This is a genomic window from Pseudoalteromonas sp. S1612, from assembly GCF_005887175.1.
Lineage (GTDB): Bacteria > Pseudomonadota > Gammaproteobacteria > Enterobacterales > Alteromonadaceae > Pseudoalteromonas > Pseudoalteromonas undina.
The window spans coordinates 1-12,159 of the sequence record NZ_PNDH01000069.1; the positions used below are offsets into that span (position 1 = coordinate 1).

The 12,159-nt window shown below is 40.7% G+C and carries 12 protein-coding genes; 9 read left to right on the forward strand and 3 right to left on the reverse strand.

Going from position 1 to position 12,159, the window contains the following annotated elements:
* Positions 1-129: 129 nt before the first annotated feature.
* From tusA to fadB, 3 genes are all read right to left on the reverse strand, one after another.
* Positions 130-369 (reverse strand): sulfurtransferase TusA, encoded by a 240-nt coding sequence (gene tusA / locus CWB78_RS17740; protein WP_008112953.1) that lies wholly within the window; start codon positions 367-369, stop codon positions 130-132.
* 249 nt (positions 370-618) lie between these two features.
* Positions 619-1,788 (reverse strand): acetyl-CoA C-acyltransferase FadA, encoded by a 1,170-nt coding sequence (gene fadA / locus CWB78_RS17745; protein ID WP_010392722.1) that lies wholly within the window; start codon positions 1,786-1,788, stop codon positions 619-621.
* Between the two features lie 4 nt (positions 1,789-1,792).
* The gene (gene fadB, locus CWB78_RS17750; RefSeq protein ID WP_010392724.1) at positions 1,793-3,952 is read right to left on the reverse strand and encodes a fatty acid oxidation complex subunit alpha FadB; all 2,160 of its coding nucleotides are present in this window, start codon (positions 3,950-3,952) and stop codon (positions 1,793-1,795) included.
* Between the two features lie 310 nt (positions 3,953-4,262).
* Between fadB and CWB78_RS17755 the strand changes: the two genes are divergently transcribed.
* From CWB78_RS17755 to CWB78_RS17795, 9 genes are all read left to right on the forward strand, one after another.
* On the forward strand, positions 4,263-6,149 hold the full coding sequence (locus tag CWB78_RS17755; RefSeq protein ID WP_138596750.1) for a lytic transglycosylase domain-containing protein: 1,887 nt from the start codon (positions 4,263-4,265) through the stop codon (positions 6,147-6,149).
* 117 nt (positions 6,150-6,266) lie between these two features.
* Positions 6,267-7,589, forward strand: a complete 1,323-nt coding sequence (gene pepQ / locus CWB78_RS17760) for a Xaa-Pro dipeptidase (protein WP_010392729.1) — start codon at positions 6,267-6,269, stop codon at positions 7,587-7,589.
* Between the two features lie 80 nt (positions 7,590-7,669).
* On the forward strand, positions 7,670-8,284 hold the full coding sequence (locus CWB78_RS17765; RefSeq protein WP_138596752.1) for a YigZ family protein: 615 nt from the start codon (positions 7,670-7,672) through the stop codon (positions 8,282-8,284).
* A gap of 94 nt (positions 8,285-8,378) precedes the next feature.
* Positions 8,379-9,830, forward strand: coding sequence for a TrkH family potassium uptake protein (locus CWB78_RS17770; protein ID WP_138571038.1), 1,452 nt, complete (start codon positions 8,379-8,381; stop codon positions 9,828-9,830).
* Positions 9,831-9,854: 24 nt separating this feature from the next.
* Complete coding sequence (locus CWB78_RS17775; RefSeq protein WP_010392736.1) at positions 9,855-10,517, forward strand: flagellar brake domain-containing protein; 663 nt, start codon at positions 9,855-9,857, stop codon at positions 10,515-10,517.
* Positions 10,518-11,021: 504 nt separating this feature from the next.
* Entirely contained in the window at positions 11,022-11,234 is a 213-nt protein-coding gene (locus CWB78_RS17780) for an EF-hand domain-containing protein (RefSeq protein WP_008112941.1), read from the forward strand.
* Between the two features lie 68 nt (positions 11,235-11,302).
* Entirely contained in the window at positions 11,303-11,515 is a 213-nt protein-coding gene (locus CWB78_RS17785) for an EF-hand domain-containing protein (protein ID WP_008112939.1), read from the forward strand.
* A 134-nt stretch (positions 11,516-11,649) separates the two neighbouring features.
* Positions 11,650-11,862, forward strand: a complete 213-nt coding sequence (locus CWB78_RS17790; protein ID WP_138596754.1) for an EF-hand domain-containing protein — start codon at positions 11,650-11,652, stop codon at positions 11,860-11,862.
* Between the two features lie 64 nt (positions 11,863-11,926).
* Entirely contained in the window at positions 11,927-12,142 is a 216-nt protein-coding gene (locus CWB78_RS17795; RefSeq protein WP_010392739.1) for an EF-hand domain-containing protein, read from the forward strand.
* The last annotated feature ends 17 nt before the right edge of the window (positions 12,143-12,159 follow it).

Below are 12,159 nucleotides of genomic sequence, written 5' to 3' on the forward strand. Positions count from 1 at the left end.
TTTTTTTTTTTTGTTTTTTTTTTTTTTTTTTTTTTTTTTTTTTTTTTTTTTTTTTTTTTTTTTTTTTTTTTTTTTTTTTTTTTTTTTTTTTTAATTTCTGATAGCTGATAGCTGATAGCTGATAGCTGATTACAACCCTTTCTTCACCACATACCTATACGGTGACTCTTCAACTTCTTTAGCCACTAGCGTGTGATCCATAAAGGTACAAAAGCTGGGAATATCGCGGGTGGTTGAAGGGTCGTCGGCAATAATAAGCAGTGTTTCACCATCGCTCATTTTACGAATCGCAGCGCGTACCATCATCACCGGCTCTGGGCAACGAAGGCCGATGGCATCTAATTGGTGATCGGGGTTGTCAAAGCTCATAAAAATTACCTGTAAAAATAGTCGCGGCTTGGTTAGGTCGGGTAGTTTAGCGTAAATAAAGCTGTTGGTTAACTATTTTACGTATAACAAAACAGCTCAACTTATTAATAGATAATCTGAAATAAGTTTAATGCACCCGATCACATTATTCATTTTAAACCTGCAAAAGCTGGTGGCATAAAAAAGGCGAACTAACTTGCGCTAGTTCGCCTTTTAATCACCAAGGTGGTTTTACATGTTAAAAACTAATTAGTCTTGAACACGTTCAAATACAGTGGCAATGCCTTGGCCTAAACCAATACACATAGTTGCTAAACCGTATTTTGCGTTTTTGTCTTCCATTAAGTGAATAAGCGAGGTGCTAATACGTGAACCCGAACAACCCAGAGGGTGACCAAGTGCGATAGCGCCGCCGTTTAAATTCACTTTTTCGTCAACCACGTCTGCTAAGCCTAAGTCTTTAAGCACAGGTAGTGATTGTGCTGCGAATGCTTCGTTTAGCTCAGCTACGTCAATGTCATCAATGGTAATACCGGCTTGTGCTAATGCTTTTTTACTTGCAGGTACTGGGCCGTAACCCATGATTGATGGATCGCAACCGGCGACAGCCATAGCGCGAATACGTGCACGAATTGGTAAGCCCAGTTCTTTTGCTTTTTCTTCGCTCATTACTAACATAGCTGATGCGCCGTCAGAAAGTGCAGAAGATGTACCCGCAGTAACAGAACCCGTAGCAGGGTTAAATACTGGACGTAGCTGCGATAAACCTTCAACTGTTGTTTCTGGACGAATTACTTCATCATCTTCAACAAGAATAAGTGAACCGTCAGCATCGTGACCTTCCATTGCTAAAATTTCGCGGCGGAATCGGCCTTCAACAGTCGCTGCATGAGCGCGTTGATGAGAGCGGTAAGCAAATTCATCTTGTTGCTCACGGCTAATACCGTGAATAGTAGCAAGGTACTCAGCGGTTAAACCCATAGAGCCAGATGCTTGTGCAATTGATGTAGCTAAGCCTGGGTGAAAGTCGTTACCGTGAGTCATAGGTACGTGACCCATGTGCTCAACGCCACCAATTAGGTATGTGTCGCCAGCGCCAGTCATAATTGCGCGAGCAGCGTCATGCAATGCTTGCATTGATGAGCCACATAAACGGTTAACTGTGGTTGCCGGCACTGAATGTGGAATGCCTGCAAGTAGAGATGCGTTACGTGCAACGTTAAAGCCTTGCTCTAATGTTTGCTGTACACAGCCCCAATAAATATCGTCAATTGACGCAGGGTCAACTGCCGGATTACGTTCTAATAAGCCTTTCATTAAATGAGCGCTTAAGTCTTCCGCACGTTTGTTTTTAAATACGCCGCCTTTTGAGCGACCCATTGGTGTGCGGATACAATCTACAATTACTGGATTATTCATGATATTAACCTTCCACCTTATAGAAAACACGGCCTTCTTCAGCCCACTTGCGAGTTTGCTCTGATACTTGGTAAATCGCACCTAGGTGAGCGTATTTGTCAGCAGTTGCTACAAAGTTAGCTAAACCTGTTTGATCTAAGTAACGGAACGCGCCGCCTCTAAATGGAGGGAAACCAACACCATATACAAGTGCCATATCAGCTTCTTGAGGAGAAGCAACAATGCCTTCTTGTAAACAAAGTAGTACTTCGTTGATCATTGGGATCATACAACGGTCAATGATTTCTTGTTTATCAAATTCTTTTGGTGCGTCTGTGATAGGTGCAAGTAGTTCAATCGCTGTTTGGTCATGAGATTTTTTAAGACGACCGCGACGATCTGTTTCGTACTTATAGAAACCTGCTTTGTTCTTTTGACCAAAACGTTTTTCGTTAGCAAAAACAGTCACTGGGTCTTTATCTGCACGTGCCATACGCTCAGGGAAACCGTCTGCCATTACACCAGTACAATGATAAGCCGTATCAATACCTACAACATCAAGTAGGTAAGCCGGGCCCATTGGCCAGCCAAATACGTTTTCCATTACTTTATCTACTTTTGCAAAGTTAGCGCCTTCAACCACTAATTTGCTAAATCCAGCAAAGTAAGGGAATAAAACACGGTTTACAAAAAAGCCTGGGCAATCGTTAACAACAATCGGTGATTTACCTAGTTTAAGTGCGTAATCAACCACGGCATTAATCGTTTTATCTGAAGTTTTTGCACCACGGATAATTTCTACTAATGGCATTTTTGGTACTGGGTTGAAAAAGTGCATTCCACAGAAGTTTTCTGGCTTATCAAGCGCTTCTGCAAGTAGGTCGATACAAATAGTCGATGTATTTGACGTAAGTACCGTGCCTTCTGGCATATTCTTTTCAAGATCAGCAAGTACGGCTTGCTTCACTTTAGGGTTTTCTACTACGGCTTCAACAATAATGTTGGCGTTTTGTAGGTCTGCATCGTTAAGCGTTGGCTTGATTTTGCTAAGCGTTGCTAGCATTTTTTCCATCGGCATGTGGCCGCGCTTCACTTTTGCACCTAATAGTTTAGATGCTTCACCCATACCTAAATCTAGCGCATCCTGTTGGATGTCTTTCATTATGATTGGTGTGCCTTTATAAGCAGATTGGTATGCAATACCGCCACCCATAATACCTGCGCCTAATACAGCCGCTTGTTTAATTTCTACATCGCTGTGTTTAGCAAATTTACGTGCTTTACCTTTAATGTATTGGTCTGCTAAAAAGATACCCGTTTGAGCAGCAGCTTCACTAGTACGTGCTAGTTTTGCAAAGTTGGCATTTTCAATTGCCATTGCTTCGGCGCGTGAGCTGTTTGCTGCTGCTTTAATAGTGCGAACTGCCATAACTGGAGCAGGATAGTGGCCTTTGGTTTTACCCATTACCATACCTTCTGCCATTGCAAAGCTCATGCCTTGCTCAACACGGTTTAATTTAAGCGGTTGTAATTTTACAGCACGTTTTGCTTGCCAATCTAGCTTGCCAGCAATCGCTAATTCTAGTGTTGCTAAACTTGACTCTTGTAGTTTGTTGGCACTAACTACCGCGTCAAATGCACCTACTTTAAGGGCGTCAGCAGCGCGATTTTCGTTACCTGTGGTGATCCACATCATCGCGTTATCGGCACCAATAATGCGCGGAAGGCGCACTGTACCACCAAAACCAGGCATTATGCCTAATTTAACTTCTGGTAAGCCCATTTTTGCTGAGTCACTTGCAACACGATAATCGGTAGCAAGTGCCCACTCACAGCCACCGCCAAGCGCCAAGCCGTTTATAACACTGAGTGTTGGGAATGGTAAGTCTTCAATTGCATCAAAAACGTCAGTTGCATCTTTGATCCACGTTACTAATTCTGCTTCAGGCTTAGTAAAAGTAGGTAAAAATTCGAAGATATCGGCACCAATAATAAAGTGGTCTTTATCACTGGTAAAAATCATGCCTTTAATATCAGTGTTAGCGGCTAATTCTTTTAATGCTGCCGCGCAATCTGAAAGAGTTTGTTGAGATAATGTGTTTACAGAACCTGTAGCACAAAACTTAAACTCGGCGATGTTTTCCTTCACGAAGCTAACTTCAAAGGAATCGCTTTTATATAACATTATTATTCTCCCTAGTTGATGAACTAAGACTGGTACGATGAGTTCATATTCAGACCAGTGTGCTTGCTTTAATTTAAAAATGCAACGAAAAATTTATCTTGGTTACAAACGTCTGGTTAAAATATAGCTGGTTTGGTGCTAAGGTGGGTTTGAAAGTTTTCTTTATTCATTTTATTGCGCTGTCTTGGTGTTTATAGCTTGGGTTTTATCAAAGTAAATAAAATAGAGTTACAGTGCCTGCGCTGTTTTTTTATTTACCCATAGCCACACTCTTGTCAGCCTTGAAGGTAACTATGCCCTAAAGGACATTATGAAAAAATATTTATTAAGCGTAGCGGCAGCGACTCTATTTTTATCTTTTCCCTCTGCCAACGCAAATACCGAACTTGATGCATTTTTAGATGCAGAAAAACAAGCCCGCTATGGTGATTACAATAGCTTTAAAGAAGCGGTAGACTCATTGTCTCACCCACTTAAGCCCTATGTAGAAAAAGCCTATTGGCAGCGCTACCCCAGTTTAAAACACCAAACAGAAATAGAAAACTTCCTCACTATTTATGAACACACTCCATTAGAGTGGCCAGTGCGCAAAGCATGGTTAAATTATTTAAAGCGCAGAAATAAAAAAGCAGCATTTATTAAAAACTACCGTGAAACCTCTGACACTGAGCTTAGTTGTACCCACCTTAGTTATCAGCTTGACTTAGGAGCGCCTAAAAAAGCAATACTCTCGCAGGTAACCGATATTTGGACGGTTGGCGAGTCACAGCCCAGTGAATGTGACGGGCTTTTTAAGCGCTGGCGACAAAATGGTTATTTAACCCCTGATGTTGTGTGGCAGCGTGTTACTTTAGCGGCACAAGGGGGCTCTTATCGTTTATTGCCTTATTTAAAAACCTTATTGCCAGCCAAGGAGCGTTATTTAGCTGATTTATATTCCAAGGTAAGGCGCGATCCTAGTGCTGCTGCAGGCCTTTACCGCTATAAACGTAAAACAGCCAAAGAAGGGGAAATAGCGCTTTATGGTATTAAGCGTTTAATTTGGCGTGATAAAGAGCTGGCATTAAAGGCGTGGCAAAAAATTGAAGGCATGTTTGATTTTGCTGATGATGAAAAGGCGGAGGTATATTATACCTTTGCGCTGTCGTTAGCGTCGAGCGGCCATAGCCAGGCGAGCTTTTATTTAAATAAAGTCCCTAAAGCGCGTCAAGACCGTAAATTAATGCAATGGCAACTAGCCAATATGCTTAAAACTCAAGATTGGGAAGGCATTGCGGCATTTTTTACCGGTAAAGAAAATCTTAGCTTAGGGCAACAGTATTGGCTTGCATATAGTTATGACAAACGCGCAGATCATGAAAAAGCTAAGGCAATTTGGAGCAAGGTAGCCGCTAACCGTGATTATTACGGTTTTTTAGCCGCTGCTCGCTTAGGGTTACCGGTTGATTTAAATGAGCTACCAGTCAATGTAAATCAAGCCTTAGTGACAAAAGTCAGTAATGCACCAGGCTTTAAGCGTGCCAAGGCGTTGTATGAACTTGAGCGATTTACAGCGGCCCGACGTGAATGGAATTATTTAACCAACACTTCTGAAGATGATGAAAAGCTAGCAGCGTCAGTGCTTGCGGCAGAACTTGATTGGTTTGATAGTACAATATTTACCCTAGCAAAAATAAAAGCATGGGATTATGTTGATTTGCGTTTTCCATTTGCGTTTCAAGACATGTTTGAGCGCTACAGTAATCGTAGCAAAATAGATTTAACTTGGAGTATCGCTATTGCGCGTCGAGAAAGCTCATTTGCACCTGATGCCCGTTCTCATGCAAATGCACGCGGGTTAATGCAGTTATTACCAAGCACCGCAAAATATATTAACAAAGGTGATGTATCTAGCCGTCGTTTGTATCAGCCAAAAACCAATATTCGACTTGGTACCCGTTATTTACAGTATTTAAAAAAGAAAAATCACGGTAACGAGGTGTTGGCAACAGCATCCTATAACGCCGGATATCACCGAATTAAGCGTTGGCTACCAGAGGAAGCGATGCCCGCAGAGCTATGGGTTGAGCTTATTCCATATAGAGAAACTCGAGACTACGTAAAAAACGTATTTGCGTATCGGCAGGTTTATCACACTCGCCTTGGCCGAGAGGGGAATTTACTCGCGCCACTATTAGAGATGACCATGGGCGGGTAGTAAAAATAAATCTACAACAGCAGAGGGATATTTACACGGTAACTATCCCTCTTTTTTGAGCGCTTTGTTTATAAGTGGTAGACTCAGAGCAAGTTAAATTTAACAGATGGGTTTATTATGGAAAAATTAGCCGTATTATACGCCGAACATATTGCAACATTGCAGCAGCGTACACGTACTATTTGTGAGCAAGAAGGGTTAGAAGGATTAGTCATTCATTCAGGCCAAGCTAAGCGCCAATTTTTAGATGATATGTATTACCCGTTTAAAGTTAACCCCCATTTTAAAGCGTGGTTACCGGTTATTGATAATCCGCATTGCTGGATTGTGGTAAATGGTAGCGATAAGCCAAAGCTTATTTTTTATCGTCCAATTGATTTTTGGCATAAAGTACCTGATGAACCAAGAGATTTTTGGGCAGAGTACTTCGATATTGAATTGCTACTAAAGCCTGATCAGGTTGAAAAACTACTTCCTTACGATAAAGCTAAATTTGCCTACATTGGTGAATACCTAGAAGTAGCCCAAGCACTTGGTTTTAGCATCATGAATCCTGAGCCAGTACTTAACTATATTCATTATCACCGTGCTTATAAAACGCAATATGAACTTGAATGTTTACGTAATGCGAACCGTATTGCAGTAGATGGCCACAAAGCGGCGCGTGATGCGTTTTTTAATGGTGGTAGCGAGTTTGATATTCAGCAGGCGTACTTAATGGCAACGCGTCAGAGCGAAAATGAAATGCCATATGGCAACATTGTGGCCCTTAACGAAAACTGCGCTATTTTGCACTACACCCATTTTGAGCCAAAAGCACCGCAAACACATAACTCATTTTTAATTGATGCGGGCGCTAACTTTAATGGTTACGCTGCAGATATTACCCGTACCTACGACTTTAAAAAGCAAGGCGAGTTTGCTGATCTAGTTAAAGCAATGACGGCGCATCAGATTGAGTTAGGCAAAAGCTTAAAACCAGGTGTACTGTATGGCGAGCTACATATTGACTGCCATAACCGCATTGCACAGTTACTAAGTGACTTTGATATTGTTAAGTTACCTGCAGCTGAAATTGTTGAGCGTCAAATTACCTCAACCTTCTTTCCTCATGGCTTAGGGCATCATTTAGGTGCACAGGTACATGATGTAGGTGGCTTTATGCGTGATGAAACCGGTGCACATCAGGCACCACCAGAGGGTCATCCATTTTTACGCTGCACTCGCTTAATTGAGAAAAACCAAGTGTTTACTATTGAACCAGGTTTGTACTTTATCGACTCTTTGTTGGGTGATTTAGCACAAACAGACAACAAGCAGTTTATTAACTGGGAAAAAGTAGAAGCGTTTAAACCATTTGGCGGCATTCGTATTGAAGATAATATTATTGTTCACGAAGACAGCCTAGAAAATATGACGCGTGATTTATTACTCGACTAATATTTAACTAATAACAGTTTATATTATCCACGAAAGGGGCCTGTTGGCCCCATTTTTAATTTAACAGCCAAGTAAGCGCTATGTCAGAATATAAATACCCAGTCGACGATGTTTTTCATCAAGAAGAAATTAAAAAAAGTACCTTTATTGTGCATATAGGCCACACGCCTGATTTAAACTCTGCGAAAGCCTTTATTAAAAACATTGAAGAAAAATACAGTGATGCACGCCATAATTGTTGGGCGCATGTTGCGGGTAATCCTGGTGGAAGCCATGTTTATGGTTTTTCTGACGATGGAGAGCCAAATGGCACCGCCGGTAAACCTATGCTCAACGTGCTGGTGGGCTCTGGTCTAGGTGAAGTAACTGCTGTGGTAACACGATATTTTGGTGGTATAAAGCTTGGTACCGGTGGATTAGTTCGTGCTTATGGTGGCTCACTTAATAATGCCTTAGCAAAATTACAAACAGTGGTAAAAGTACCCAGCATTGAGCTGGTTGGCTTTAGTGAATACAGTATGCAAGGCGCAATAGAACAGCACTTAAAAACCAACTTTCAGGTACTTAATATTGAAAAGCAGTTTACGGCAAATATTGAGTGGAGTATTACTATTGATAGCCGCCAAGCACAGCAAGCATGCAAAGATATTTTTGATTTAAGTCACGGCGCAGTTGAGTTAACAATCAAAGAGTAATAGTCTTACATCCATCCTATTTAATCACTACAGATTAAATTTTCGAGTCATACAGTAGTTATTTTAATTTACTAATAAAAAAGCGATACGCTCAATGCAATTTCGTACCATCATAAAAATTCTTGGCCAACTGGTCGCGCTATTTAGTATTACAATGGTGCCACCAGCACTCGTGTCTTTAATTTATAAAGATGGCGGAGGGGTACCGTTTGTTTTAGCCTTTATATTTAGCGTTATTATTGGCTTAATGGCTTACTATCCAAATAGGCATGAGCATGGTGATTTAAAAGCACGCGAAGGCTTCTTAATTGTGGTTTTGTTTTGGTTGGTATTAGGGGCGTTTGCGTCATTGCCGCTGATATTTTTACAAGAACCCAACCTCTCTTTGGCCGATGCAGTGTTTGAAGCTTTCTCAGGCTTAACTACCACAGGGGCGACCGTATTAACTGGCATAGAATACTTGCCTAAATCGGTATTATTTTATCGCCAGCAATTACAGTGGTTTGGTGGGATGGGGATCATTGTATTAGCAGTAGCCATACTGCCAATGCTTGGCGTCGGTGGTATGCAGTTGTACCGAGCTGAAATTCCTGGCCCAGTAAAAGACTCCAAAATGACCCCGCGTATTGCCGATACAGCTAAGCACCTTTGGTATATTTACGTATCTATTACTCTTGCGTGTACTTTGGCGTATTGGAGCGCAGGGATGAACTGGTTTGACGCTATATGCCATGCCTTTTCTACAGTTGCTATTGGTGGTTTTTCTACTTATGACGCGTCAATGGGGCACTTTGATAGCCCTGTAATTAACTTTATTTGTGTGTTCTTTTTAATTATAGCCGCTATTAACTTTTCACTACATTATGCCGCTGTAGCGAGCCGTAGTATTAGTGTGTACATTCGCGACCCTGAGTTTAAAGTATTCTTGTGTATTCAGTTAGCGCTGGTGGTAATTTGCTTTACTGTGCTTTCGTCTCATGATGTTTATGCAAATGGTGATGAAACCCTCGATCAGGCCTTGTTTCAAGCGGTGTCTATTAGTAGTACTGCTGGGTTTGCCACAGATAATTTTTCAGCTTGGCCGTTGTTTTTACCTATTTTACTTATTTTTTCGAGCTTTATTGGCGGCTGTGCGGGTTCTACCGGTGGCGGTATGAAAGTTGTTCGCGTGTTTTTGTTGTACTTGCAAGGGATACGAGAGCTTAACCGCCTAGTACATCCTCGAGCTATATATTCAATAAAGCTCGGTCGTAAGGCCTTACCTGACAAAGTAGTTGAAGCGGTATGGGGCTTTTTCTCAGCTTATGCACTAGTCTTTATTATTATAATGTTAGCGTTAATGGGCACAGGGTTAGACAACATTACCGCATTCTCTGCGACAGCAGCCTGCCTTAATAACTTGGGCCCAGGTTTGGGTGACGTAGCCTCTCATTATGGTGCGATTAGTGATGCCGCTAAATGGATACTAACAGTCGCTATGGTATTTGGCCGGTTAGAGATATTTACACTGTTAGTATTATTTACCCCAACATTTTGGCGTGGATAATGTTTTAAATATTAGGAAGGAACTATGCAAAAAACCAATTTGGAAAAGTTAAACCAAATCGTCACAGGTGGCATAGTCGATGTAGAAATACTGACACCAACCAGTAGCCGACGTGTAAAAACGGAGTTTATTGGTTTATTAGAAAACAAATTTATTATTTTAAACTATCCCAGCGCTAAGCGACTTCCTATGGCAAGTGATTACCTGCGTGATGGTGTTATGGTGGTGGTAAGAGCGCTTATAGAGGGCAGTGGCGGGCATGTGATTGCGTTTCGTCAGCAACTTATGTCTGTTGCCTCTCACCCTGCTAAATTGTTGTTTATTCAATACCCTTCACAAGTGCAGTTGTTTGGGCTGCGCTCACAAGCACGCATACCCACGTTGTTTCCTGCTAAGTTAACATTAACCGATGAGCAGCCTCCCTTTGAAGGGGTTATAAAAGACATTTCGCTCACCGGAGTTATGTTTGATATTAAAACAACCCAAGCACTCGATGAGTTAAAAGACATGCGCTGTACGGTTGTATTTGATGGTGATACTAAGCATGAGGGGCAAATATGCAGTGTAAAAAAACATGCTAGCGGTATCTGTTGTGGAATTCGATTATTTGCCAGTGAAGAGCAAATGAAAGCGCTAATGGGGGATCATTTTATTGACCCTAGTGCGCTTGAAGTTGAAATAGTTTAGGGGCATATCAAGTTGAACAAGCTTCTATTATAAGTTCAGTATACTCACGTGATTTCGTCATTTTGCAACAAATAGCCTTGTGCGGCTGTAAATTTTCAACGTCACCTTAAATTTATTTTTTAAACTGTTTAAAAACAGCAGCTTAAATTTGTTTTTTAATTTTAATTTTTTATTTATAAAAAAATAAATCTCAACTCACCTTCCTTTTTGTTTAATTAACTTGCTTTGTTAGTGGTTTTTCACTGATCGTGTGGTGTTTTTATAAAAACCAACCCATTGTTTTTTAAGGTTTTAATTTTATCGCTTTATTCCGTGTTGCTAAAAAGCAACAAAATAACGAGTAAAATAACGCTACTTAAAGATGTTTTAATTTTAACTCATTGAAAATAAATTGCTTTTTATTGTTGGCATCGAAGTTGTAATAGTCAGGTTGTATTGAACGAAACGTGATTTAAAGTAAAACACTTAATCGCATAAAACATAAACTTTGAAGGAAGATTGATTATGAAAAGCATTAATAAAACTTTAGCACTTATCGCATTGGCTTCTTCATCAGCTGCTTTTGCAGCAAGCGACTTTGATACGCTAGACGTTGACGGCAACGGCGCGATCAGTCAAAGCGAAGCATCAGTTGATGCAAAACTAATGAGCATGTTTTCAGAGCTTGATACAGACCAAAACGGTGAGCTATCAAAAGAAGAGTTCTCTAAAGCATAATCCTAAGCTATTAAACTTTGGGAGCTAAATCTCCCACATTATTTAAACGATTTTAAGGAATACTCATTATGAAAACATTACACAAAACATTCGCACTTATCGCATTGGCTTCTTCATCAGCAGCTTTTGCTGCCAGCGATTTTGATACACTTGATACCGACGGTAACGGTGCTATTAGCCAAAGTGAGGCATCAGTTGATGCAAAGCTAATGAGCATGTTCTCAGAGCTTGATACAGACCAAAACGGTGAGCTATCAAAAGCAGAATTTTCTAAAGCATAAGCTAAGGCTAGGCATATTCTGAGTTGCCAAAGACAACCTAAGTAGGCAAGGGAGCCTATGAAAAAGAATGACAAGGACGGTTATAGCCTGATATTTCCAATAGCACAAAGCATTACATTTTGAAGGATTAAATTATGAAAACATTACACAAAACATTCGCACTTATCGCGCTAGCTTCTTCATCAGCAGCCTTTGCCGCTAGCGACTTTGACACAATTGATGCCGACGGTAATGGGGTTATTAGTCAAAGCGAAGCTGCTGTAAATGCTGATTTAACGGCCGTATTTACTGAGCTTGATACTGACGGTAATGGTGAGCTTTCTAAAGCTGAGTTTGCAAACTTTTAATTTTTAACTTTTTTCATTGCACAGGGATCTCAGAAAAGGATTTCCCTCTTTAAGGAGACTTATTATGAAAGCATTAAACACAACACTTGCGATTTTAGTATTAGCGTCATCATCAGCGGCATACGCAGCAGTAGACTTTGCCTCTTTTGATAGCAATGGCGACGGTGTAATTAGTCAGCAGGAAGCTGCGTCTAATAAACAACTCATGAATATTTTTGATGACTTAGATACTGACGGAAATGGTGAACTTTCTAAAGAAGAGTTTGCAAGAGTACAATAAGTATTACCCCATCATAC

Excerpts from the sequence above, each read along its gene's own strand:
- tusA (WP_008112953.1), bottom strand. The coding sequence starts at position 369 with ATGAGCTTTGACAACCCCGATCACCAATTAGATGCCATCGGCCTTCGT.
- fadA (WP_010392722.1), bottom strand. The coding sequence starts at position 1,788 with ATGAATAATCCAGTAATTGTAGATTGTATCCGCACACCAATGGGTCGC.
- fadB (WP_010392724.1), bottom strand. The coding sequence starts at position 3,952 with ATGTTATATAAAAGCGATTCCTTTGAAGTTAGCTTCGTGAAGGAAAAC.
- CWB78_RS17755 (WP_138596750.1), top strand. The coding sequence starts at position 4,263 with ATGAAAAAATATTTATTAAGCGTAGCGGCAGCGACTCTATTTTTATCT.
- pepQ (WP_010392729.1), top strand. The coding sequence starts at position 6,267 with ATGGAAAAATTAGCCGTATTATACGCCGAACATATTGCAACATTGCAG.
- CWB78_RS17765 (WP_138596752.1), top strand. The coding sequence starts at position 7,670 with ATGTCAGAATATAAATACCCAGTCGACGATGTTTTTCATCAAGAAGAA.
- CWB78_RS17770 (WP_138571038.1), top strand. The coding sequence starts at position 8,379 with ATGCAATTTCGTACCATCATAAAAATTCTTGGCCAACTGGTCGCGCTA.
- CWB78_RS17775 (WP_010392736.1), top strand. The coding sequence starts at position 9,855 with ATGCAAAAAACCAATTTGGAAAAGTTAAACCAAATCGTCACAGGTGGC.
- CWB78_RS17780 (WP_008112941.1), top strand. The coding sequence starts at position 11,022 with ATGAAAAGCATTAATAAAACTTTAGCACTTATCGCATTGGCTTCTTCA.
- CWB78_RS17785 (WP_008112939.1), top strand. The coding sequence starts at position 11,303 with ATGAAAACATTACACAAAACATTCGCACTTATCGCATTGGCTTCTTCA.
- CWB78_RS17790 (WP_138596754.1), top strand. The coding sequence starts at position 11,650 with ATGAAAACATTACACAAAACATTCGCACTTATCGCGCTAGCTTCTTCA.
- CWB78_RS17795 (WP_010392739.1), top strand. The coding sequence starts at position 11,927 with ATGAAAGCATTAAACACAACACTTGCGATTTTAGTATTAGCGTCATCA.